At 72.0% G+C, this 23,445-nt stretch carries 22 protein-coding genes; 9 read left to right on the forward strand and 13 right to left on the reverse strand.

Annotated elements, in window-relative coordinates:
* Positions 1–69: 69 nt before the first annotated feature.
* Entirely contained in the window at positions 70–1,371 is a 1,302-nt protein-coding gene (locus ACFWJO_RS05970; RefSeq protein WP_386863593.1) for an extracellular solute-binding protein, read from the reverse strand.
* 308 nt (positions 1,372–1,679) lie between these two features.
* Here ACFWJO_RS05970 and ACFWJO_RS05975 point away from each other — a divergent pair, with 308 nt between their 5' ends.
* Positions 1,680–4,448, forward strand: coding sequence for a glycosyl hydrolase (locus ACFWJO_RS05975; protein WP_386863594.1), 2,769 nt, complete (start codon positions 1,680–1,682; stop codon positions 4,446–4,448).
* Between the two features lie 73 nt (positions 4,449–4,521).
* On the opposite strand, the gene ACFWJO_RS05980 is transcribed toward ACFWJO_RS05975, so the two are convergent.
* Positions 4,522–5,757, reverse strand: a complete 1,236-nt coding sequence (locus ACFWJO_RS05980) for a glycosyltransferase 87 family protein (protein WP_386863744.1) — start codon at positions 5,755–5,757, stop codon at positions 4,522–4,524.
* Between the two features lie 319 nt (positions 5,758–6,076).
* The gene (locus tag ACFWJO_RS05985) at positions 6,077–7,105 is read right to left on the reverse strand and encodes a LacI family DNA-binding transcriptional regulator (RefSeq protein ID WP_386863595.1); all 1,029 of its coding nucleotides are present in this window, start codon (positions 7,103–7,105) and stop codon (positions 6,077–6,079) included.
* A 268-nt stretch (positions 7,106–7,373) separates the two neighbouring features.
* Here ACFWJO_RS05985 and ACFWJO_RS05990 point away from each other — a divergent pair, with 268 nt between their 5' ends.
* On the forward strand, positions 7,374–8,234 hold the full coding sequence (locus ACFWJO_RS05990) for a ClpP family protease (RefSeq protein ID WP_386863596.1): 861 nt from the start codon (positions 7,374–7,376) through the stop codon (positions 8,232–8,234).
* A 26-nt stretch (positions 8,235–8,260) separates the two neighbouring features.
* Here ACFWJO_RS05990 and ACFWJO_RS05995 read toward each other — a convergent pair whose 3' ends face one another.
* On the reverse strand, positions 8,261–9,496 hold the full coding sequence (locus tag ACFWJO_RS05995) for a serine hydrolase domain-containing protein (protein WP_386863597.1): 1,236 nt from the start codon (positions 9,494–9,496) through the stop codon (positions 8,261–8,263).
* A 305-nt stretch (positions 9,497–9,801) separates the two neighbouring features.
* Between ACFWJO_RS05995 and ACFWJO_RS06000 the strand changes: the two genes are divergently transcribed.
* Complete coding sequence (locus ACFWJO_RS06000) at positions 9,802–10,365, forward strand: GNAT family N-acetyltransferase (protein WP_386863598.1); 564 nt, start codon at positions 9,802–9,804, stop codon at positions 10,363–10,365.
* 204 nt (positions 10,366–10,569) lie between these two features.
* Here the strand turns inward: ACFWJO_RS06000 and ACFWJO_RS06005 are convergent, their stop codons facing one another.
* Positions 10,570–11,097, reverse strand: coding sequence for a hypothetical protein (locus tag ACFWJO_RS06005; RefSeq protein WP_386863599.1), 528 nt, complete (start codon positions 11,095–11,097; stop codon positions 10,570–10,572).
* Between the two features lie 258 nt (positions 11,098–11,355).
* On the opposite strand from ACFWJO_RS06005, the gene ACFWJO_RS06010 reads away from it, so the two are divergent.
* From ACFWJO_RS06010 to galE, 3 genes are read left to right on the forward strand one after another with little or no spacing between them, the layout of a single operon-like run.
* A complete protein-coding gene (locus tag ACFWJO_RS06010; RefSeq protein WP_386863600.1) occupies positions 11,356–11,910 on the forward strand; it encodes a hypothetical protein in 555 nt (184 codons plus the stop codon).
* A gap of 7 nt (positions 11,911–11,917) precedes the next feature.
* Positions 11,918–12,076, forward strand: a complete 159-nt coding sequence (locus ACFWJO_RS06015) for a hypothetical protein (protein ID WP_386863601.1) — start codon at positions 11,918–11,920, stop codon at positions 12,074–12,076.
* A gap of 47 nt (positions 12,077–12,123) precedes the next feature.
* The gene (gene galE / locus ACFWJO_RS06020) at positions 12,124–13,119 is read left to right on the forward strand and encodes a UDP-glucose 4-epimerase GalE (protein WP_386863602.1); all 996 of its coding nucleotides are present in this window, start codon (positions 12,124–12,126) and stop codon (positions 13,117–13,119) included.
* Positions 13,120–13,178: 59 nt separating this feature from the next.
* Here the strand turns inward: galE and ACFWJO_RS06025 are convergent, their stop codons facing one another.
* The gene (locus ACFWJO_RS06025) at positions 13,179–13,592 is read right to left on the reverse strand and encodes a DUF4345 domain-containing protein (protein ID WP_386863603.1); all 414 of its coding nucleotides are present in this window, start codon (positions 13,590–13,592) and stop codon (positions 13,179–13,181) included.
* A gap of 90 nt (positions 13,593–13,682) precedes the next feature.
* Here ACFWJO_RS06025 and ACFWJO_RS06030 point away from each other — a divergent pair, with 90 nt between their 5' ends.
* The gene (locus ACFWJO_RS06030; protein WP_386863604.1) at positions 13,683–14,297 is read left to right on the forward strand and encodes a TetR/AcrR family transcriptional regulator; all 615 of its coding nucleotides are present in this window, start codon (positions 13,683–13,685) and stop codon (positions 14,295–14,297) included.
* Here ACFWJO_RS06030 and ACFWJO_RS06035 read toward each other — a convergent pair whose 3' ends face one another.
* The gene (locus ACFWJO_RS06035) at positions 14,298–15,008 is read right to left on the reverse strand and encodes a TetR/AcrR family transcriptional regulator (protein ID WP_386863605.1); all 711 of its coding nucleotides are present in this window, start codon (positions 15,006–15,008) and stop codon (positions 14,298–14,300) included. It abuts the gene before it with no gap.
* A gap of 122 nt (positions 15,009–15,130) precedes the next feature.
* On the opposite strand from ACFWJO_RS06035, the gene ACFWJO_RS06040 reads away from it, so the two are divergent.
* Positions 15,131–16,510: a saccharopine dehydrogenase family protein gene (locus ACFWJO_RS06040; protein WP_386863606.1), complete on the forward strand. Its 1,380-nt coding sequence runs from the start codon at positions 15,131–15,133 to the stop codon at positions 16,508–16,510.
* A gap of 57 nt (positions 16,511–16,567) precedes the next feature.
* Positions 16,568–17,710: a hypothetical protein gene (locus ACFWJO_RS06045; RefSeq protein ID WP_386863607.1), complete on the forward strand. Its 1,143-nt coding sequence runs from the start codon at positions 16,568–16,570 to the stop codon at positions 17,708–17,710.
* Positions 17,711–17,803: 93 nt separating this feature from the next.
* Here ACFWJO_RS06045 and ACFWJO_RS06050 read toward each other — a convergent pair whose 3' ends face one another.
* The 6 genes from ACFWJO_RS06050 to ACFWJO_RS06075 all read right to left on the reverse strand — a co-directional run bounded on the left by ACFWJO_RS06050 (position 17,804) and on the right by ACFWJO_RS06075 (position 23,432).
* Positions 17,804–18,877: an alpha/beta fold hydrolase gene (locus ACFWJO_RS06050; RefSeq protein ID WP_386863608.1), complete on the reverse strand. Its 1,074-nt coding sequence runs from the start codon at positions 18,875–18,877 to the stop codon at positions 17,804–17,806.
* A 14-nt stretch (positions 18,878–18,891) separates the two neighbouring features.
* A complete protein-coding gene (locus ACFWJO_RS06055) occupies positions 18,892–20,268 on the reverse strand; it encodes an esterase/lipase family protein (RefSeq protein ID WP_386863609.1) in 1,377 nt (458 codons plus the stop codon).
* Positions 20,269–20,524: 256 nt separating this feature from the next.
* On the reverse strand, positions 20,525–21,010 hold the full coding sequence (locus ACFWJO_RS06060; RefSeq protein ID WP_386863610.1) for a DUF3291 domain-containing protein: 486 nt from the start codon (positions 21,008–21,010) through the stop codon (positions 20,525–20,527).
* 32 nt (positions 21,011–21,042) lie between these two features.
* A complete protein-coding gene (locus tag ACFWJO_RS06065) occupies positions 21,043–21,921 on the reverse strand; it encodes a helix-turn-helix transcriptional regulator (protein WP_386863611.1) in 879 nt (292 codons plus the stop codon).
* Positions 21,922–21,963: 42 nt separating this feature from the next.
* Positions 21,964–22,764, reverse strand: coding sequence for a hypothetical protein (locus ACFWJO_RS06070; protein WP_386863612.1), 801 nt, complete (start codon positions 22,762–22,764; stop codon positions 21,964–21,966).
* A gap of 125 nt (positions 22,765–22,889) precedes the next feature.
* Complete coding sequence (locus ACFWJO_RS06075) at positions 22,890–23,432, reverse strand: GNAT family N-acetyltransferase (RefSeq protein ID WP_386863613.1); 543 nt, start codon at positions 23,430–23,432, stop codon at positions 22,890–22,892.
* Positions 23,433–23,445: the final 13 nt, after the last annotated feature.

Below are 23,445 nucleotides of genomic sequence, written 5' to 3' on the forward strand. Positions count from 1 at the left end.
GGGCGTCCCGGACCGGGCAGGAGGCGGCTGATCGGCAGGAGGGGGCGGTTGCGGGCCGGAGGCGGCCGGTCAGCCGATGGTGTTCTCGACGCCCTTCTTCGCGTTCGCCCACGCCTGCTCGGGCGCCGTGCCCTTGCGCTCGACCTCGCCGAGGGCGTTGGTGATCTGCTGGGCGATGTTCTGGTCGTGCACGCCGAGGACCTGCACCGGGGCGGCCTCGGCGGCCTCGCCGAAGATCTTCCCGATCGGCGCACCCGAGAAGTACGGGTCCGTCGCGCCGGAGATCTTCGTGATGGCGCCGGTGGCGGACGGGAAGCTGCCCTGCTTGAGGAACAGCTTCGCCTGCTGCTCCGGCGCGGTGAGCCAGGTGATCAGCTCGTACGCCTCCTTCTTGTGCTTCGCGGCGCGCGGCACGGTCAGGTACGAGCCGCCCCAGTTGCCGGGACCGCCGGGCAGCGCGGCGATGTCCCACTTGCCCTTGCCGGCGTCACCGGCCTGGCCCTTGATGTAGCCGAGCATCCAGGCGGGGCAGGGCAGGGTGGCGAAGGAGCCGGCGGCGAACGCCTGGTTCCACTGCGGCGACCACTGGTCCAGCTTGGCGCTGAGCCCGTCCCGCGCGGCCGTGACGGAGGTGTCCCACGCGGTCCTGAGGGCCGGGTTGTCCTCCCAGATCAGCTTGCCGGAGGCGTCGTAGTAGCGCTCCTTCTGCTGACCGATCATCACGGAGTAGAGGCTGCCGACGCTGTCGAGCCAGGCGCTCTTCGCGGGGGCCTTCGCCTTGTACTGCCGCCCGAGCTCCAGGTAGCCCTCCCACGTCGACCACTTCCCGGCGAGTTCCTCGCGGTCGGTGGGCAGGCCGGCCTTGGCGAGGAGGTCGGTGCGGTAGCACATCGCCTCCGGGCCGACGTCGGTGCCCAGGCCCAGGACCTCTCCGTTCCTGCCGGTGGCCGCCGCCCACTTGGCCTCGGCGAACTCGCCCTTGAGCCGGTCGGCGCCGTGCTTGCGCAGGTCCTCGAACTTGTCGCTCTGCTGCTGGGCGACGGACGCGATCCGGCCCACCTCGACGGCCTGGACGTCGGCGAGACCGCCACCGCCGGCCAGCCGGGTCTGCAGCGACTTCCAGTAGTCGGCCTCGTCCTCGGTGTCGGTCTGCTTGATGGTGACACCGGGGTGGAGCTTCTCGTACTCGGCGTAGAGACCGGCCTCCTTGTAGCCGAAGGAACCGAACAGGTCCACGGTGATCGTGACCTCTCCGCCCGCGCTGTCGGAGGCACCCTCCGTCGAACCCCCGCACGCGGCGAGCAGGGCCCCGGCGAGAGCGACCGCTCCCAGGCGGACGGCGGCTCTCCTGGCGGCTCGGGCAGTGGGCATGGGAAGCCTCCCTTGGCTCCGGATCGAACGAGAACGCGTGATTGAGAGCGCTCTCAACATGCGAGGGGAGCGTGCCCGCGACGCGGCTGTTCCGTCAAGACTCGAAGACGTAACGGGCCGGAACCGGCCTCAACTTCCGGTGCTGCGCCATGTATTGACACTCGTGTTTCGGGAGTCTTACGTTTCCGGCGACCTGAGAGCGCTCTCGGCTACGAGTAGCGGACACGACCCACCGCACTCCGCACTCCGCACTCCGCACTGCCCCCGCCCCCTCGATCCCCACACGTGACGACACGAGGTGTTCCCCCATGGCAGTCCCCCACCCGCGCCCAGCCGCCGCGCTGGTCCTCGCCGCCGCCCTGGCAGCGGCCGGACTGGGACCGGCCGCGACGCCCGCCGCGGCCGCCACCGTCCCCGTGGGCGCCGGCAGTTACTCCGACACCCGGCCCGCCGGAACCTCCGGACCCACCACCAACACCGGCGCGCCCGTCACCCCCAAGGTGACCCCCGCCGCCCAGGGCAAGCCGGTGCCCACCAACGACTGGTGGTCCTCGCTCGCCTTCCAGCGCTACGGCGACAACCCGTACTCCACGCCGATGTACGGCCACCCCCTCACGTACCAGGCCACCGCGGGAGGCCTCGACATCGGCTACCCGACGAGCCCCGCGATCGTCGGCGAGGGCCGCCAGTACGAGTTCGCCCACAAGCGCGACCTCACCCTCGGCCTGACCGGCCTCAACTCGCCCGACACCAAGGCCGACGCCTGGTCCGACTGGACCGTCACGCCCTACTGGTCAGACGGCACCCGCACCCTGCGCACCACCATCGGCCACGGCAGCCCGTTCGTGTACGCCCAGGGCAGCGGCGGCAACGCCCAGATCACCACCGCGAGCACGCCCACCGTCTTCGCCGACCAGGGCAACGTCCTCGGCATCACCGTCGCCGGCCACCACTACGCCCTGTTCGCGCCGACCGGCACCGACTGGAACGTCTCCGGCACCACCGTCAGCACCGCACTCGGCGGAAAGAACTACTTCTCCCTCGCCGTCCTGCCCTCCACCGACGCCCTCGCCACCTTCAAGAAGTACGCCTTCAGCTTCGTCACCGGATCCCGGGTCGACTGGAGCACCGCGGGCGGCACCGTCCGCGCCACCTACACCCTCACCACCGAGGCCAGGGAAGGCACCGAACGCGGCACCCTCCAGGCCCTCTACCGGCACCAGTGGCTCCACACCACCGACGCCCTCACCCCGTACACGTACGTCTCCCCGCGCGGCACCATGAAGGTCCGCGAGGCGGCCTCCTTCACCACCGTCCAGAAGGCGGCGCCGGTCCTCCCCGGTCTGCCCCGCACCGCCGACGTCGACACCGCCACCCTGCGCGCCCGGCTGAACGAGGCCGCCTACGCCTCCGACCCGTTCTCCGGAGCCGTGGACACCTACTGGACCGGCAAGGCACTCGGCAAGCTGGCCCAACTCGTCCCGCTCGCCGACCAGATCGGCGAGACGGCCACCCGCGACCGGCTCCTCTCCCTCCTCAAGGGCCGGCTCCAGGACTGGTTCACCGCGGGCGGCGCCAACGAGTTCTCGTACGACCCGGCGTGGAAGACCCTCACCGGCTACCCCGCCTCGTACGGCAGCGACACCGAGCTCAACGACCACCACTTCCACTACGGCTACTACGTGTACGCCGCCGCGATCGTCGCCCAGTACGACCCGGGCTGGGCCGCCGACTCCGCCTGGGGCGGCATGGTCAGGACCCTCGTCCGCGACACCGCCAACCCCGCCCGCACCGACAGCGCCTTCCCCTTCCTGCGCGGTTTCGACGTCTACGCCGGCCACAGCTGGGCCTCCGGACACCAGGGCTTCGCCGCCGGCAACAACCAGGAGTCGTCCTCGGAGTCGACCAACCTGAGCGCCGCCCTCGTCCTGTGGGGCTCGGCCACCGGCGACAGCACGCTGCGCGACCTCGGCAGCTATCTGCTCGCGACCGAGGGCGAGGCGATCGCCCAGTACTGGTTCGACGCCGACCAGCAGGTCTTCCCGGCCTCCTTCGGCCACGACACCGCGGGCATGGTGTGGGGCAGCGGCGCCGCCTACGCCACCTGGTGGACCGCCAACCCCGAGGAGATCCACGGCATCAACGTGCTGCCGGTCACCGGCGGATCGCTCCACCTCGGCGGCCACAAGGAGGCGATCCGCCGCAACATCGCCGAGATGGAACGCGAGAACGGCGGCGCGGCGGTCGAGTGGCGCGACATCCTCTGGGAGTTCCAGTCGCTCGCCGACCCGGCGGCGGCGAAGACGAAGTGGGACGCCGGCAACGGCGCGTACACCCCGGAAGCCGGCGAGTCCAAGGCCCACACCTACCACTGGATCACCAGCCTCGCCGCCCTCGGCGCCCCCGACACCTCGGTGACCGGCGACATCCCGACCTCGGCCGTCTTCGCCAAGGCCGGCGTCCGCACCTACGTGGCCCACAACCACGGCTCCGCCACCCGCACCGTCACCTTCTCCGACGGCAAGACCCTGACCGTGCCCGCGCGCTCCACCGCCACGGGCACCGGCACGGCCACCGACCCGGGCCCGCAGCCGTCGACCGGCAACACCTTCCGGCTCCGCTCCGGCGGCGTCCTCACCACCGCCACCGGCGGCACCCCGGGCAGCGACACCATCCCGTCGGCGGGCGGCACCAACCACGACGGCACCCCGTACAACCCGCTCGTCTACGAGGTCCGCGGCGTCAACGGCACGCTCAGGCCGGGCGGCACGACCACGTTCCGCCTCCCGGTGGACGCCGGCACCGCCGTCGGCCTCGGCCAGCAGGTCCGGATCAGCTATGACCTGACCGGCGACGGCACCTTCGACCGCACCGAGACGTACCACTACTTCGCGACCGACCCGATCCCGGGCTGGGAGGAGTACAACCAGACCCGCGGCCTCAAGAGCGCCACCGGCGGCCTGGGCAACCTGGCGAACGGCACCGTACGCCTGGAGGTGTGGAGCGCGATCGGCAACGCCGACTCCCGGCTCCAGACCGGCACGGACACGGCCGTCGTGGTCATCCCGTACGACTGACACGACTGACACGACGGCCACGGCAGGCCGACGGCGGGCGAGGGGCGATCCCCACGCCCGCCGTCGGCCGTCTTCACGCCACCTCTGATCCGCGGCACAAGGCCGGCCGGCCGAGGTCGGCGCCCGCGGGGTGTGCCGGCGCCGCCGTCTCGCGCCACAGGCGGTGGCACGACAGCAGGGCCGCCGTGAGCAGCAGGCCGTTGCGGACGACCATGAGCGTGTTGCCCAGGGCCGTACCCTGCATGACCTCCAGGTAGTAGGTGGGGAAGGCGAGCGCCGTCACGGCCGTCGCGGCCAGCAGCACCCAGGCCACCGGCCGCTGGGTGGTGCACCGGGAGGTGAGGCAGACCGCCGCGAGTCCGAGCAGCCAGACCATGTACTGAGGGCTGATCACCCTGCTCGTGACGGTGAAGAGCAGCACCGCGGCGAGGGCCGCGTCGAACGGCGTGGCCTCCGTCCACCGCGACGCCCGGCCGCGCCAGAACATCAGCCAGCCGAAGGCGGCGGCCGTCAGGAGCAGCGACAGCTGGGCCACCGTCCCCACCTGCGGACCGCTGAACTCCAGGGCTCCGTAACGGGACTCGATCCCGATCGGCGCTCCCGACGCCCGCATCAGCCCCAGTACGGTGCCGCCCAGGGACTCGATCTGCACTCCGCGGGCGCCCTGCTGCTGGAGGAAGTCGAAGCTGTGTCGGAACGCGAGGGCGAGGACGGCGAGCAGCGCCGCCGCGGTCACGGCGGCGGACCGCCACGCGTCCCTGCCGGTACGGCCGCGTTCCAGGCCCAGCAGGGTGAGCAGCGGCCACACCTTGACCAGGGCCCCGAGCGCGGCGAGCGCCCCGCCCAGGCGCGGGTCGCGCCGGCTGCTCAGCAGCGCGAGGACGGCGAGGGCGGTCACCTGGATGTCGAACCGGCCGTGCGGCACGTTCAGGAGCAGCGGCAGACCGGCCGTCCACAGCCAGGCACCCGCGGGCCGCCGGCCCGGGCGGGCCAGCGCCAGCGCGACCAGCGCGTCCGCGGCGAAGGTGAGGACGAGGAAGGCCGCGAAGTAGTCCAGGAACGGCAGGAGCTCGGGGGACAGGAACAGCAGGCCCGCGCCCGGCGGGTACTGCCACGTGACGTCGTCGACCGGGAAGGAGCCGTCGGCCAGCTGCAGGGCCCAGCGCGGATAGAGGAACTCCACCTCGTCGTTGACGTTCCTGACGCCGATGCCGTCCCGCACCAGCAGGTACAGCATGCCGAGCCGGGTCAGCACCCAGACCGGCACGAGGGCGAGGGCCGGGATGCGCGGCGAGCGGGCGGCGTCCATGTGGTGAGCCGCCCGGACGAGCACCCGGGCTGCGGCGCTGCGGCCGGGGACGACATTCTGCTGCGTCATGGCTCCGGAATGTAGACGGCCCCGGCAGCCGCGCCGGTCACCGAACCGCGCGTCCGCCGTGCCGTCCCCCGTGGGGCGGGTAGGGAGAGACCCAGGTGGCCCCGCCTGCGACTCGGCCGGCCCAGTCCGAAACGAGGCCGCTGGGGAGGGGGTCCGCTCGCTCGGAACGGGGTCTGCTGGGAACGGGGTCTGCTCGGGAACGGGTCTGCTCGCTCGGAACCGGGTCCGCTCCGACGAGGGGCGCGAGCCCTCAGGCCGACGCGCGCCGCACCAGACTCGTCGACGTGATCACGGACGCGGTCGCCGCGTCGGCCGCACCGTCGAGCACCCGCATCAGCAGCCTGACCATGAGCCGGCCCATGCCCTCGATGTCCTGCCGCACCGTCGTGAGTGCGGGCTCGGTGTCCCGGACCACCAGGTCCATGTCGTCGAAGCCGACGACCGCGATGTCCTCCGGCACCCGGATCCCGCGCCGGCGCAGGACCTGCAGCGCACCTGCGGCCATCAGATCGTTCGCGGCGAAGACGGCGTCGACGTCCGGCCGCCGGTCGAGCAGTTCGTCCATGGCGCGGGCTCCGCTCTCCCGGGTGAAATCGCCCTGGCACAGCAGCTCGGGATCGGCGTCGACGAGCACGTCGTGGTAGCCGGCGATCCGGTCGACCGCGGAGGTCTGGTCACGCGGCCCCGCGAGGTGCGCGATCCGACGGCGTCCCAGGTCCGCCAGATGCCGCACCGCCTGCCGTGCCCCGCCCCGGTTGTCGCAGTCGACGTACGGCACGGCCGGGCCCGAACCCACCACCGGACGGCCGCCGAACACGGCCGGGACCCTGCTGCGGGCGATCAGCGCGGGCAGCCGGTCGTCGCTGTGCAGCGAGAAGGCCAGCGCCCCGTCCACGTGGCCGCCGGCCAGATAGCGCGCGATCCGCCCGTGATCGCCGGGCCCCTCCACCCAGAGCAGCACCAGCTGGGCGTCATGGGCCGTCAGCTCCCGGCTGATGCCCCGTACCTGCTGCTCGAAGAAGGGGTCGGAGAAGATACGGAACTCCGGCTCTGCGATGATCACCGCGACCGCGCCATGACGCCGCGTCACAAGCGAACGGGCCGCGTGGTTGGGAACGTAACCCAGCTCCTCGACCGCCTCCCGCACCTTGTCCACCAGTGCCTGCCGCACGCCCGCGCCGCCGTTGACGACCCGCGAGACCGTCGCCCGCGACACGCCGGCACGCGCCGCGACGGCTTCCAGCGTGGGGCGGGACGGCCCCGTGGTCTGCTCGGGCAAGGCAGGCACTCCGTGTTCCCCTGTTCTGCTCCGCGGCCGAGGCCGCACCACCGGTCCGACGCCGATCAGGATAGACGCTCCGCGCCGGGTGTTGAGAGCGCTCCCAGAGCCGCACGAGGCGTGCGTCCCGCGCGTACTCCGATCGGCCGCAGACTGTGACGGAAGGCGCCGCGAGGGGAACCCCTGCATGCGTACGACGCCACGCCCGGTCGCCGGCCGGCCCGGCTGCCCACCTCGTCGTCGGACTCCCGCAGGAGGAAGACCCGGAATGACCTCCGCCTCCGAGGACCCGAACACCGAACGCGGCAGGGCCGCGGGCGCCGGTGCGCGCGCCGGATCCGACAGGGCCGCGGGCGCCGGTGCGCGCGCCAGGCCGGACGGCAACGCCGGCCCTGGGGCCAACGCTGCCGGCCTCGGCGCGAACGCCGACACCGACGCGCCCGCCGCCCCCGGCGCGAACGCCGACACTGACGCGCACGCCGCCCCCGGCGGGACTGCCGACACCGACGCCGCCACTGATCCCGCCACTGATCCCGCCACGGACCCCGGCGCGGCCCCCGGGGCGGAACCCGCCGCGGACCCCACCCCCGACCCCGTCCTCGACCGGCTGCTGCGTCACGGAATCCTCCACATCGCCGAGCCGATCACCGACCGGACCGCCGAACGTGTCAACGCCGCACTGCTGCTCCTCGCCGCCGAGACCGACCGCCCCGTCACCCTCTACATCAGCTCGCCGGGCGGATCCGTGCCCGCAGGCATGGCGATCTACGACGTCATGCGGCACATCGACAACGACATCGTCACCATCGGCCTCGGCTACTGCGCCTCGATGGCCCAGTTCCTCGTCTCCGCGGGCACGCCGGGCAAGCGCTACGCCCTGCCCAACGCCCGCATGATGCTGCACCTGCCGGCCTTCGCCCAAGCCCCGACCGGCACGGCCGAGGCCGGCCGGCACGGGGAACTGCGCCACAGCAGGGACCGCGTCGCCGAGCTGATCGCGGAGTTCACCCACCGCGAGGTCGGCCAGGTGGTACGGGACTTCGCCGACGACCGCTGGCTCACTCCCGAGGAGGCCCTGGAGTACGGCCTCATCGACCACGTCCTGGACGCGTCACCGCACGAGCACTGACGGACGGCGTCCGCGCCGCGCGGTGGTCAGCCGAAGTCGGGGATGAGGTGGCGCGGGGCGAGTGCGGCGGCGATGCGCTGGGTGATGAGGTGGGCGGAGTGGCTGTCCTCGGCGCCGGGGCCGCTCGTCGTCGAGACGGCGATGGCCAGCCGCTCGGCCGGGAGGTACGCCTGGGAGGCGGAGTAGCCGAAGAACAGGGGGTGCTGGGCGACCCAGTCGCCGAGAACGAGCACGCCCAGGCCGTAGTGCGTCGCCTCGGTGTTCGCGATGCACACCGTGGCCGGACACTTGTTCGTCGGCCGGCCGAGGCCCACCGTGCCCGGGTTCAGCAGCGCCCGGTAGGAGGAGGGGGAGAGCAGCTCGCCGGAGCCGATGCCGACGGCGGAACGTTCCAGGTCGCAGATGTCGGTGGTCTCCACGGCGCCGGGGGCGGTAGTCCACGAGGGGTTCCAGAAGGTGGACTCCTCGTAGGTCCCGCGGTCGGCGGTGAAGGCGTGCAGGACGGGCTCGGGAATCTCGGGCGTGAAGCTGTTGCGGGTCTCGCGCAGCCCGAGCGGCCGCAGGACCTCCCGCCGCAGCAGGACGTCGAGGCGGGTGCCGGTGATCTTCTCCAGGGCGGCGCCGAGGAGAAGGAAGTTGGCGTGCGAGTAGCTCCAGTTGGTGCCGGGCTCGTACCACCGCTGCTCGTCGGTCGAGAGCTTCACGAGCTCCTTGGCCGTCCACTGGCGGAACGGGTTGGCGGAGACGGCGTTCTGGAACGCGGGCAGGTGGACGTAGTCGACGAGTCCGGTGGTGGAGGCCGCGAGCATGCGCAAGGTGATCCGCTCGCCGTGCGGCAGGTCGGGCAGCCAGCGTGCGACGGGGTCGTCGAGCCCGACCCTGCCCTGGTCGACCAGCCGTAGCAGCGCCGTACCCATGTAGCTGATGGCGATGTTGCCGTTCCGGAAGTGCATGGCGGGTTCGGCCGGAACGCCGGTCATCGACTCGCCGAGCGCGGTGGTGACGAGCTCGCGACCGTCCATGGTGACCCGCAGGATCACGGACTTGAGGTCCATCTCCTTCTTGGCCCGCTCGGCGATCCGCAGGATGTCGCGCCCGGGCCCGCGGTCGGGCAGCCGCGAACCGACGCACCGCCGGTCGTGCCCACCGTCCCCGGACGCACCGCCCTCGGCGGTGGCGGGGGCGCCGAGGGCGGAGAGGGCGAGCAGCGCGGTCGCGGCCGTGACGGCGGCGAGGCGTGACGTGATACGAGCGGGTCTCATGGCCGGAGTATCGACGGCCACCATCCCCTGCCAAGACCCACCGCCCGCTCGACCCGCGGCAACGTCACCCGTCAGGACCGCGAGGACCACCGCATCGCTGTTCGCCGGCATCGACCCCGCGCCGCGGACGGCACCCACGGACGCCGTCACCCCGCGCGAGGCCGCGATCCCGGCGAGGCGCCGGACCGGAGGGTGACGGGTCAGCCGGCCGGACACACGGGTCGAGCCGACCTGCCCTGCAGGTACGCCGTCCGTTCCTCGGGCGTCAGGTCTCGGCCGACGTTGCGGACGTCCCGCGGAATCCGATGGCGCGACCCGGCTTCGGCGTCGAGAATCGGCGGGTGCACGAAGTGAAGCTGTCCGACGGGGTCGTCACCCTGTCCCCCCTACGCCTGGACGACGTGGAGGCGCACCTTGCGGGGGAAGACGAGCTACTCGTCCGCTGGCTCAACGGCGGTCCCGGCACGCGCGAGGGCACCGAAGCGTACTTCCGGCACTGCCGGGAGCAGTGGGACACCGCCGGGCCACTCCGCGCGTTCGGCATCCGGATGGGTGCCGACGAGGTCCTCACGGGCACGATCGACTTGCGGTTCGCAGGAGAAGGTCTGGCGCCGGGCCAGGTGAACGTCGCCTACGGCCTCTATCCGTCCTGGCGCGGGCGTGGCCTGGCCACCCGCGCGGTCCTGTTGGCCTCCCAGTACGCGGCGAGCGAGGGCGGGGTCGAGGCGGTAATCCAGGTTGAGCCCGGGAACCCCGCATCTGCCGCGGTCGCGCAGCGGGCCGGGTTCACTCCCGGCACGCCGACGCACGGCTCGGACGGCACACGCTTCGACTGGTACACCCGGGCCCTGCACGCCGGCACCCGGTGACGACCAGCTGTTACGGGACGGCCCTGAGGGCCTGTCCGGCGGATCAGGGCTGGTCAAGCCCTAGGCCGGCTAAGCCCTAGGCCGGCTAAGCCCTAGGCCGGCTAAGCCCTAGGCCGGCTAAGCCCTAGGCCGGCCAAGCCCTAGGCCGGCCAAGCCCTAGGCCGGCCAAGCCCTAGGCCGGTCAGACCCTAGACCGGTCAGACCCTAGGCCAGCCACTCTCTCAGCAGCGCCTCGCGCTGTGACACGCGGGGCGAGCCGCCTTCCCAGGTGCGGCCCCATTCCGACATCGCCGTGAGCGTGGTGGCCATGGTGGCCGCGCCTTCCGTGAGACGGGACAGGAGGGCGCGGGAGAGCTCGACCTCGGTGGGGGAGTAGCCGACGGCTGCCGCCACGTACGCCTTCAACTCGTGCTCGCCGTCGGCCGATCCGACGGTCAGCGTCATCAGCGGCGGTGCCTCGCCCGTGCGGGTCGGGCCGACGGGTGCGGCCAGGTTCATGACCGTGTCCAGTGCCACTTCCGTGAACACGCCGACCTGTCGCATGAGGGTCTTCACGGGCGCGTCCGACACCGTCAGGGCGTTGACGTCCTCCCACAGGTACAGCCCGTCCTGCCCGTCGCCGAGCGCCACCACGCCCTTGGACGTCAGTCGCACACCAGGCGCCATGCCGGTCGGCTTCGCCCCCACGTACACGTCGCCCTCGGCGATCCAGAAGAGGCCCACCATGGCCATGCGTTGCTCGATTCCCCCGACGACGGCGGCGCCGTCGAGTCACACATCAAACGATCAGGTCACGTCCGGAACGCGCGGAGCGGCAGGAGAGTTCCCGCAGAGGGCAGAGCTGCCGGGGGCGCGCGCGTGACTTCTTCGGGCCGGTGAGTGCGCCCAGTTGACGCTCCGATGTCGGGATTTGCCAGCTTCTCGTCCGATCGGTGCCCTACGGTACGGCCAGGCCGCGCAGCGAGGCGCGGTCAGGTGAGGAGGTCTCCTGTGTCATCGCCCTGCGACCCTCAGCACGCTCCCGCCGGCGACGTGGGTGCGGCGCTCATGGTGATCGACTCCCGGCTCAAGGCCCTCTACGACGGCAGGACCGAAGTCGACCCCGTACAGCAGCAGCTGATCGACCAGTTCGTCGCCTCGTTAGGCCCCGAGGAGGCCCATGACCTCCTCGACGGCGCGTGCACGCTCATCTTCATGTTCATGAAGTGGCTGCGGGCGGTGCACGAGGACCATGACAAGGACGTGATCGAGTACGTGGTGCCCAGCCTCGTGGCCGCCATGCGCAACATGCCCAGGAGTGTCCGCCCCGAGGTCATCCCCACGATGGCGGGCCTGGTCGTGGCTGCGGGTACCGGCCTGAGCCCGAGTCTGTGGCGCAAGCAGTTCGGAGAGTGGACCAGCGAGGAGATGAACCCGCTGGAGGCGACGGCGTTCCTGCTCGCGGAGCACATCAACCGGATCACCGACGACCGCGACTTCGCCAGCCGCCTGATCAACGATGCGCTCACCGGGGCGGACGAGGAACGACGGCGCCGGGGGCTGTAGTCGCGGCATGGCGTTCAAGGAACCCACCGTGCAGAGGTTCGCCACCCCGGCCGCCACCACCGCCCTCTCCGCCGTCCTCGACATCCCCGCCGGCCACGTCCGCCTCAGGACGGCGACATCACCGCCCGCAGCCTCTGATCAGGCGGTTCCCCGTCAACTCCGTTAGCCTTGCGCCTTCGTCGCTCCACACCTCGAGGAAAGGCCCGGAAGATCGTGAAGGTTCTCATCGCCGGCGGAGCCGGCTACATCGGAAGCACCGTGGCCTCGGCCTGCCTGGACGAAGGGATCACCCCGGTCGTCCTCGACAGCCTCGTCACAGGGCGACGGGAGTTCACGGACGGCCGGGCCTTCTACGAGGGCGACATCTCCGACGGGGCGCTGATCGACCGCGTCTTCTCCGAACACCCCGACATCACCACGGTGGTGCACTGCGCGGCGCTGATCGTCGTGCCCGACTCCGCCGCGAACCCGATCGGCTACTACGAGGCCAACGTCGGGAAGAGCCTCGACTTCCTCCGGCACCTCCGGAGGAACGGCTGCGACCGCCTCGTCTTCAGCTCCTCGGCCTCCATCTACCAGGCCGAGGACGGCTCTCCCGTCGACGAGGACGCCCCGCTGGGGCCGCAGAGCCCGTACGCCAGGACCAAGGCCCACTGCGAGGGCATGCTCGCGGACATCGCGGCGGCCGGACAGATGCGCGTCCTGTCGCTGCGCTACTTCAACCCCATCGGTGCCGACCCGAAGATGCGTACGGGACTGCAGCTCAAGCGGCCGAGCCACGCGCTCGGCAAGATGATCTCCTGTCACCAGGAAGGCGCGCCCTTCCCGGTCACCGGAACCGACTACCCCACTCGTGACGGCAGCGGGATCCGGGACTACGTTCACGTGTGGGACCTGGCGGCGGCCCATGTGGCGGCGATCCGCCGCTTCGACGCGCTCCTGACGGAGGCCACGTCGTCCATGGCGATCAACCTCGGCACCGGCTCGGGCACCACCGTGCGCGAACTGTGCGCCGCGTTCAACGAGGTGGTCGATACGCCGCTCGCCACCGTCGACACCGATCCGCGCCCCGGCGACGTGGCCGGCGCCTACACCGACAGCGACCGCGCCGAGCGACTCCTCGGCTGGACACCGCAGTTCTCCCTGGAGGAGGGCATCCGGTCCTCCCTGGACTGGATCCCGGTGCGCGACGACATGCTGCGCGACTGACGTACTCCGGTTCGCCCGGATGCGTTACCCGGGTTCGAATCCCGGCGGCGGCTGCGTGCTCACCGCCCGACGGTCACGGCGTCCACGTCGCTGCGCGAGCGCCGCTCCTCCGCGTCGGACAGCCAGAAGAAGACCGGCGGCAGGACGAGTTCGACGGCCGTCAGGGCGACCTGGAATCCGTGCGGCCAGCCGTGTACCGCGAGCGAGAGCAGGCGGCCCACGCCGCCCAGCAGGAAGACTCCGGCCAGCCACCGCACCGGCCGAGCCGGGATCGGGCGCTGCCGCGCGGTCCAGAGCCAGGCCAGTCCGTAACCGGCGAAGCAGGCCCCCATGAAGCGGCCCCAGCTGTCGACCGTCGCTCCTGCGGAGCCGGCGCCGGGGATCGCCGCGTTGCCGAGTGCCACGTGGGAAAGCCCGATCAACACGCAGGCCCAGCCCATCAGCTGGGTGAGAGTGCGCAGAGCGCTGGCCATGTTGCCTCCAAGCCGGATCGCCGAAGCTTAGTTGACATGCGTCTACTACCTTGCGTGCGCTAGTGGACATGTGTCAACTAAGCTTCTCCCGTGCCTCCACGCCAGCGCCTCACCCCCGCCGACCGCCGCGCCCAGCTCCTCGCCGTCGGTGCGCGGCTCTTCGCCGCGCACCCCTACGCCGACGTGCTGATGGAGGACGTCGCGGAACAGGCCGGAGTCTCCCGCGCCCTGCTCTACCGCCACTTCCCCAGCAAGCACGCCCTCTTCGCGGCCGTCTACCAACAGGCGGCGGACCAGCTGCTCGCCGACACCCGGATCGACCCGGCCGATTCCCTGGTGGAGCAGCTCGTCCAGGGCATGGACGTCCACCTCGACTACTTCGTGGCGAACCGCAACGCCGTCCTCGCCGCGAACCGGGTCCTCGCGGGCGACCCCGTGATCCAGACGATCATGACGAACGAGCTGGACGCACTCCGCGAACGACTGCTCGCCGTACTCCCGCTCGCGGACGAGAGCGCCCGCGAAGCCGTGTCCGGCGTCCTGAAGAGCTGGCTGGTCTTCGTCCAGGTCCTCTGCGTCGACTGGCTCGCCGCCGAGACCTGCACCCGCACCCAGCTGCGCGACGTCTGCGTCGGCGCGGCCCTCGGCGCCCTCCGGCCGCTGCTCGCCGAGGACCCCGCCCCCGACTGGCCGCCGCGCCCCTGATCACTGTGCCGCCGACGCGGCCAGCCGCGCCTCCGCGCCGTTCAGGAGCGTGTCAAGGACGACCGGATAGGCGCTGAGGTTCATCCGGTGCGCCAGCAGGTGCGCCGTGGCGGCGATGTGCGGATGGGTCTCGGCGGGGAGCCGGGCGTAGGTGGAGGTCCACATGTCCTCGTCCGCCTCCCGGGCCTCGTCCTTGATGGCGAGCGCCCCCGCGTCCAGGGCGGCGAAGGCCAGCGCCAGATCGATGAAGGCGTGGTACACGCCGACCGCGTCGGCGTCGCCGAAGCCCGCGCCGCGCAGGATGCCGAGGATCGTCTCGTCCACCGCGATCTCCCGCGGCCGACCAGTGACCCGGCTGGCGGTGAGCACGGCGGCCTGCGGGTGGGCGAGGTACGAGGCGTGGATGGCCAGCCCCAGCGAACGCAGGTCGGCCCGCCACTTCCCGGTGGCGGTCCAGTTGTCCAGGGCCCGGCCCATCAGCTCCTCGCCGATGGCCCGCGTCAGGTCGTCGAGGCCGGCGAAGTACCGGTACAGCGTGCTCGGATCTGCACCGAGGGCGGCGCCCAGTCGGCGGGCGGTCAGCCCGGAACTCCCGTGCTCGCGCAGCATCCGCAGCGCCGTCCGCACGATCAGCTCCTCCGACAGCACCGTGCCCTGCCGGGTCGGCCGTCGCCTGCGGCGCTCCGCCTCCGGAACCACCTTCTTGGCCATCGCGCACCTCACCCGCCCCGAAACCCTTATGCCAACGCCGTAGACCTTAACAACCGCCCTCGTGTTGCATCGAGGCGTTCCCGGGCGCTCGCCCGGACCGTCTCGACAAAAGGGTGTGTGACATGCGCGTACTTCTCGTGGGTGCGGGTGGCGTCGGAACCGCCGTCACCCGGATCGCAGCCCGCCGTGACTTCCTGACCCACATGGTCGTCGCCGACTACGACCTGGCCCGAGCGGAGGCGGCCGTCGCCGCACTCGATCCGCACGACGGCGCGCAGGAGCGGCGACAAGCCGGCGCGCAGGAGGGTCGACAGGGCGGCGCGCAGGACGGCCCGCAGGGTGGCGCTGAGCACCGCACGCAGGACCGCTCGCACGACCGCACGCAGGACAGCCCTCCGGGCGGCCCCCAGAACGGCCCCCAGGACCGCCGCTTCAGCGCCTGCCGTCTCGACGCCTCCGACGAGGCCGCCGTACGCCGCGTCCTCGTCGAGCAGCGCTGCGACGTGCTCCTGAACGCGACCGACCCCCGCTTCGTGATGCCCTTGTTCCGGGCGGCGCTCGCCGCCGGCGCGCACTACGTGGACATGGCGATGTCGCTGTCCGTGCCGCACGCGACCGCGCCGTACGAGCAGTGCGGGGTGAAGCTCGGCGACGAGCAGTTCGCGCTGGCCGGGGCCTGGGAGGACGCCGGCCGCCTCGCGCTGGTCGGGATGGGCGTGGAGCCGGGCCTCTCCGACGTGTTCGCCCGCTACGCGGCGGACGAACTCTTCGACGAGATCGACGAGCTCGGCGTCCGCGACGGCGCCGACCTCAGCGTAGAGGGCCACGACTTCGCACCCTCCTTCAGCATCTGGACCACCATCGAGGAGTGCCTCAACCCGCCCGTGGTGTACGAGAAGGAGCGTGGGTGGTTCACCACGGCCCCCTTCAGCGAGCCGGAGGTCTTCGACTTTCCGGAGGGCATCGGCCCGGTGGAGTGCGTGAACGTCGAACACGAGGAGGTGCTGCTGATGCCGCGCTGGCTCGACGCGCGCCGGGTGACGTTCAAGTACGGCCTCGGCGACGACTTCATCGCCAAGCTGAAGACCCTCCACCAGCTGGGCCTCGACTCCACGGACAAGGTCACCGTCCCCGGCGAGGACGGCCCGGTACGGGTGTCCCCCCGCGACGTCGTCGCCGCGTGCCTGCCCGACCCCGCCACCCTCGGCGACCGGATGACGGGCAAGACGTGCGCGGGCACCTGGGTCAGGGGGACGAAGGACGGTGCTCCCCGCGAGGTGTACCTGTACCACGTCGTCGACAACGAGTGGTCGATGCGCGAGTACGGGTCCCAGGCCGTGGTCTGGCAGACGGCCGTCAACCCCGTGATCGCCCTGGAGCTGCTGGCCGCCGGTACGTGGAAGGGCAGCGGCGTCCTCGGCCCCGAGGCCCTGCCGCCCCGGCCGTTCCTCGACCTGCTCACCGCGTACGGGTCGCCGTGGGGCCTGCGCGAGGAGCGCTGACCCCGCCCCGACTGATCTCTGTTGCCCGCGGGACGGCCATGGGTGATGATCCCGGGCGTGTCTATTCTCGTATCCGCCCTGATCATCGGCCTGGCAGGCGTGGTGGTCGGCACGTACCGCACCCGCTTCCGCCCCCGCTCCCGCTCCCGAAGATCCGCCCGACCCGCCGTCGACCCGTGGGTGCGCGACTCCTTCGTCCCCGCCGCGTACGGACTGGTCCCGCGCGAGGTCCTGGACGCGGGGCGCGCCGGGCCGGCGCAGCCGCTCCACCGCCTCAAGGAGATGCAGGCCGTCGCCGACTCCGCGTGGAGCGGCGACTGGCGCCCGGCGGCCGCGTACGTCGCGGCCGCCGGCGACGACTGGGACGAGCGCTGGTCCCGGACCGAAGTGCTCCAGCAGATCGCGGGCGACGACGACGAGTGGCTGGAGGCCTGGCGGTCCGAGCAGCCGGAGAACGGCGACGCCGCGACGCTCCACGCGAGCATGCTCCTGCACCGCGCCTGGGAGATCCGCGGCTCCGAGTACGCCCACAAGGTTCCCGCCGAGCGGATGAACCAGTTCCAGGCGATGCTGCCGCAGTCGATGACCGCCGCCGTCGACGCCTCGCGGATCGACCCCCGCAACCCCGGCCCGTGGGTCGTCATGATCACCGCGGCGCGGGCGCTGTCGTACTCCCACAACCAGTTCCGCGCCCTGTGGGCCGGGCTGACCGCCCGCGCCCCGTACCACTACTCCGGCCACTGGCAGGCCCTGCAGTACTGGTGCGGCAAGTGGCACGGCTCCGACCGGCTGATGCTGGACTTCGCCCGGCTGACCGTCGAACGCGCCCCCGCCGGAAGCCCGATGGCCGGAACGTACCTCCACGCCCTGCGGGAACTGGACGGTCGCGGCGGCACGGGCGGCGCGCGGGCCCGCAAGTCCCGCGAACTCCTGGAACGCGTGGCCTGGTCCCTGGGTCAGGTCGCCCCCGACAACGAGGCCCTGCCCCGGCTGCGACACCTGCTGGCGCACTACCTCCTGGAGGCACGCAGCCATGACGCGGCCCTGGAGCAGTTCCGTCTGATCGGACGCTGGTGCGGCGCCCACCCGTGGAACGACTCCGACGACCCCGTCGCCGCGTTCGATCACGCGCGCGGCCTCGCCGCCAAGGGGGCGAAGCGGCAGGCGCACGACAAGGGCACGGCGACCATGCCGCTCTGACGCCTGGTCGCTTGCCTGATCGCCCGCCTGGTCGCCCGTCCGGACGCGCGTGCGGATAGCGGTTACCCCCGTTACGCCGTCACTCGTGCGCCGTCACGTCGACAGGACGTCGAGCAGCGCCGCGCCGAACTCCTTGGGCCGCTCGATGTGGACCGCGTGCCCGGCGCCGGCTACGGCGACCTCCCGCACCTTGCCGCCCGCCGCCGCGTAACGGTCCAGGACGTGACGCGTCTGCGCCACCATCGGCTGCGCCGGAGTGCCGTCCCAGCCCGGTACGGCGCCGATCGCGCCCAGGTGCGCCACGTCGAACATCGAGGTGTCGGAGACGATGACGTCGTCCTCTCCCCGTACCCACAGCACCGGCGGCTTGGGATCGACCAGGTGCAGATCCGCGACGCGGAAGTGGGTCGGGGCGAGGCAGTTGAGCACGCCGCGGGTGCCGGGCGCGATGCCCGGCCAGGCGGCGGACGCCGTGCTGTCGCCGGGGTAGTGGTCGTCGCCGGTGCGCGTGGTGAGCATCGACTCGACGTACGCGTCCTCGTGTTCGAAGCGCAGCGGGGGCTTGACGTAACAGGCGGTGAGGACGGAGCGCGGCGAGAGCGGCGAGTCCTCACCGCGGTCGCCCTCGGCGAGCAGCCGTACGAACTCCGGATTGGCCGTGCCGCCGCCGGAGCCCGCCCCGTCCGGGGAGTTGAGGACGCCGTCCACCCCGTGCGTGCCGCCGAAGCCGTACGGGGACACCGGGTTGACCAGCGTCAGGGAGCGCACGGCGGCCGGGTGGTCGCGCAGGTACTGCATGACCACGCCGCCGCCCATGGACCAGCCGACCAGGTGCACCGGCCCGATGCCGAGGGCGGCGAGGAGCGCGTCGAGGTCGTCGGCGTAGTCCCGCAGGCCGCGTGTGGCGTCGACGGGCAGTGGGTCGGTGCCGCCGAATCCGCGCAGGTCGACGGCGACGGGGCGGTAGCGCTGGGGCAGCGAGGTCAGTGTGGTGTGCCAGAACGCGGAGGAGGAGACGTTGCCGTGGACGAAGACGACGGGCTCGCCCCCGCCCCCACCCTCGGCCCCGCCCCCGCCCTCGGCCCTCGCCTCCGTGATCTGCTGCGTCAGTCGGGCGGTGGCGACGCGGCGGGTGCGGAGTGTGGTCATGTCGGGTCCCGTGGTCATGGTTTCGAGGTCCTTCAGGAGAGCCAGGCGGCGACCTGGGCGGCGACGGAGCTGTGCCAGCCCAGCTCGAGGTGGTTGGCGCCCGCGACGGTGACCCTGCCGCCGACCGTCGGGATGCCCGTGGTGTCGAGCGCGCTGGAGACGAAGACGACGCCGTCGCTGGGCCCGCGGTTCTCGTTGAAGATGCCGAGGACGTCGGCGGACCCTCCGGCCAGCAGGTAGGCGGTGACGGAGGCGGGCACTCCGGCGCTGTGCAGCGGTCCGATGAGCGAACCGGCGTCGACGGCCGCCTGGATGCCGCCGCCGGCGGTGTAGAAGCCCTGACCGCCGTAGTACGTCGTGTACCAGTCCTGGGCGGCGCCGTCGACTCCGTACACCCCGTCCCAGCGCGCCAGCATCTGACGCTGACCGGGGTAGTTGTCCTGACCGCCGGACGGCGTCATCGAGAACTCCGGGTGTGCGGCGTACGTGCCGTAGCAGGTCATGTGGGAGTGCGGGGACGGGGCGTTGACCTTGCCTCCGCACTCCGGCCAGATGGAGAAGCGGTGGGCCCACCCATGGGCGTACGGGTAGTCGTAGCCGCCGTTCGGGCCGCCGAGGGTGACCAGCCGGCGTACGTCACCGGCGTACGCCCGACCCCAGCTCGGCCTCAGGGACGACACGTACGCGCGGGTGGACATCTGGCCCTTGCTCCAGCCGACCAGGTCCACCTTGGCGACGCCCAGCTTCGCCTTGATGACGGCGATCGCGTCACCGACGACCTGCGCCTGCATGAGGTTGTCGCCCTGCTTGTGCGCGAAGCCGACGGCGAAGACCCGGTGACCGCGCCCGGCCAGATACTGCATCAGCCCGGTGGACGGACAGGAGGCGGCGCCGCAGCCGTAGCCGCCCGCCTCGCCGGGATTGGCCCAGGCGCGGTCGGCGGTGTCGTTCGCGCCGTGCACGAGGAGGACGGGCGTCGTGCGGCTGCCGGAGTTCCAGCCGGGGGCCGAATAGAGCAGGAACCGGTCTGAGGAGGGCCGGGCCACGCCGCCGAAGTAGGTGACGCGCTTGCCGTCCTGATCGCCGCGGCCGTCCGGCGGATAGCCCTCGGTGCGGAACCCGCTGGTCGTGTCGCGGTACCGCTCGACACTCTCCCAGCCGTTGGTGACGGTCCCGGCGCCGTAACTCGCTTCGAGCGTGAGATACGAGGGCGTCGCGGCAGCGGCAGTGGTGGTTGTGGCTGTGGCTGTGGCTGTGGGTATCGGTCTGGCCGTGGCCGTGGCCACGGCCGTGCCGCTTGCGGCGGCGGGCGAGTCCACGACGGCCGCGGCGACGACCCCGACCGCCGCCAGGACACGGGCGGCGGCACGCAGCCGCCACCAGCGCTCCGGCCCCCGACTGTCGACCATGCCCCGGTACCTCCCGCTCGTGCGCGCACGGCGCGTCCGTCTGCCGACGCCCGACGCCCTTCCGGGCGTTGGGTGTCCACACGCTAGGTGGGAGGACGGACGACGGGGCATGTGGGCGAGCCACACAAACCGCAGCACGGTCATGGGGTTTGGCGGCCCAGGAGGATCGATGCAGAGAGATGGGGGGAGTGGGTGGGTGCCGGTGGCGTTCTCTACGCCGCCGGCCCCGCCCCCGTGGCCGCCGACGGCGCACTCGTCACGCCGGCAGATGCCGGGCGGCCTCGGCGGCGGTGTAGGAGGAGGCGAAGGTGAACGCGCGCGGGGACGGTCCGTGCGTCCGCAGGTCCGCCAGCCGCTCCAAGGCCTCGTCGACCGTCGGGATGTGCCCGGCAGGGACCCACCAGAGCACCAGGTGCGCCTCGACGTGCCGCGCGAACCAGTCACGGCGCCGGCGCATCACCTCCAGGTGGCCGCTTCGGTAGGCGAAGTCCCACAGGGCTTCCTGCGTCTCCCACACCGACAGGTTGACGACGACGTCCTCGCCCGCGGGGCGCAGGCCGGTGGCGTCGGCCGCTCCGTCCTCGACGAGCCGCCAGACGAAACCGGGCGCGTCGTCGGCGGCGGCGTTGACCGGGTCGAGCATCTCCACGAACGGCGCCAGGCGCGGGTCGTCGAGCGGGTGAAGGAGCGTGGCGACGTTGAGCTGGGCGAGGTGGGCGGCGACAGGCGCGGATGCGGTCATGGCGTCATCCCAGCACGGCCGGCTTTTCTATGTCAACGCTCATTGTTTTTAGAGCTTTCGACCACCACGCAACATTCCCCGGGGCGGGCGTCCATGCGGGCGCGGACGGAACCGTCGGTGCCGAGCAGCCCCTCGAGGAGGGCGAGATTCATGCCGCAGACGAGCGGCGGGAAGCGTTCGGCGACGGCGTGGAAAGGGCAGTTACGCATGCGGACGACAGGCGTCGCGCCGCCTCCGGTCACATTCCCGACCCGCCCGGTCGCCTCGGCCTGCCCACTCGCCTCCGCGCGCCCGGTCGCCTCGGCCTGCCCAGTCGTCTCCGCCCGCCCGGTCACCTCGACCTGCTCGGTCGCCTCGACCTGCGTGGTCGCCGCAGCTGGCTCCGTCGAACCCGTGACACTTCCCGCGTCGTCTTCGGCACCGTTCTCGCCGCCGCCCTCGGCGAGGCCCTCCAGATGGGGCTCGTACCCGCGGGCGGCCAGGATCTCCATGGCCTCCTGGAGGCCGCCGCAGGGCGCCGCCGAACCCCGCAGGGCCTCACCCCGCCGGCGCGCGGCCGCGCAGAGCGCTGCGTCCAGTCCGGCCTGCTCGGCGGCCTCGGCGAGCAGCTCGGCGGCCGTGCGGTAGTCGCGGGCGGGCAGCGACACCGACCGCTCGCCGGCGGCCCGCGTGTACACCTTGGCGGGCCGCCCGGCGCCCGGCCCGGAGCGCCCCGTCAGTCGCCGGCTGCCGCTCTCCAGCAGCCCCGCCTCCGTCAGCTTGTCCAGATGGTGCGCGGCGAGAGTGCGCGCCACGCCGGCGGCCTCGGCCGCCTCGTTACGCCCGACCTCGCGGCCCTGAGCCGCCACGTACTCGTACAGGCGGCGTCGTACGGGGTCCTGCAGGGCCGCGATCGCGTCGATGTCCTCCATGCCGCCATTCTAGGAACGACGCACGTTGGAGATAGAAGCCTGTCAGTCACCGCTCCGGTAGCTCATGAACCAGTGGGTGTCGAAGTAGCGGGCCATGGTGAACCGGTGGCGCGGGTCGGTGAGGACACGGCAGACGAACTGGGCGGTCCCGCAGTCGAAGGGGACTTCCTCGCCGTCGAACGTCTGCACGACGACGCGCCAGCGGTCCGGTTCGTCCCCGTCGGCCCTCCAGCAGTACAGGTCCTCGTGCTCGGTGCTCGCCCAGACGAGCAGACCGTCTTCCCTGAAATACGTCCACGGCTCCTGGTGCAGCCCGAGAAAGCCGTCGAAGGCGCCCTCGCCGAACGCCTCGACCATGCGCTTGTAGTCACGCGGAAGCGCGGTCCTCAGACGGGACTCCACTTCCGCCCAGTCCACATCGGGCCGCTCGTCCGGCCACTCGGTGCGGCCGGTGATCCTCCTCAGCCGCTCCACCCAGTCGGCGTCCTCGTCCGGAGCGACCGCCGAGGTGCCCGGCACCTTCCGCGGAGCGACCACCAGCACGGGCCGCTCGACGCCCTCGCCGTCCCGCACCGCCCCGGTGCCGATCCACTGATCCCCGTACGCCCAGGCACGTATCGTCACGGCCTGGTCCTTGAAGGGCGCGAGAAGGGCCGCGCCCCTGGACTCGTCGGCCGTCGGATCGGTGAATCCGTCGGCGGCGAGGGTGCGCGGGGCGCCGTACCGGCCACTGAGCAGGTCGGTCAGCTCCGGCAGTTCCCCCTCGCCCGGCAGGTACATGTGGGCTTCCTGCGGGCCGAGTCGGTCCAGCAGGTCGCTGATGGCCGCTTGCGTGAGCTCCATGGCGGACAGTGAAGCGCACCGCACTGACATCACCGTCGGCGGCCACGACGTCCGCCTCGGCCTCGGACCCGCCGGAGCCGGCCGGCTCCCTTCCCAAGGGCCGGCCGCGACCATCCGCACACGTCTCAGCCCTGCGCGTCCGGCTTCCACTCGTGTGCGAGGAGGCCGAGCAGCACCTCGTCGAGGAACTCGCCCAACACCCAGGCCGAGGAGCGCAGTACGCCCTCGCGGACGAAGCCGTTGCGCTCGGCGGAGCGCAGCATGGCGTGGTTGTCCGACAGCGTCTCGATCTGCAGCCGCTGCAGCCCGCGCACGACGAAGCCGTAGTGGCACAGCGTCGCGACCACGTCGGTGCCGTAGCCCTTGCCGCGGGCGGACGGCAGCAGGCCGAGGCCGATGTGGGCGCAACGGTTGTGGGTGTCGATGCCCCACAGGTTCGCCGAGCCGACCAGCGTGCCGCCGTCCAGCTCGATCACCGAGAACGAGACGCTCCCCTGCGCGGTGTCGTCGACCACGAGCCGCGGGTCGTTCGATCCGGGCGTGATCGGCCGCCACGGTCCGGCCTCGGCACGGGAGGCGTTGACCACGTCGTCGTAGAGCTCGGTCCGCAGGATCGGTATGTCGTCCTCATGGCGGGCCCTGAGCCCCACCTTGCTGCCTTTCAACATGCAAGCTTCTTAT

This window comes from Streptomyces sp. NPDC127092, from assembly GCF_042722475.1.
GTDB lineage: Bacteria > Actinomycetota > Actinomycetes > Streptomycetales > Streptomycetaceae > Streptomyces.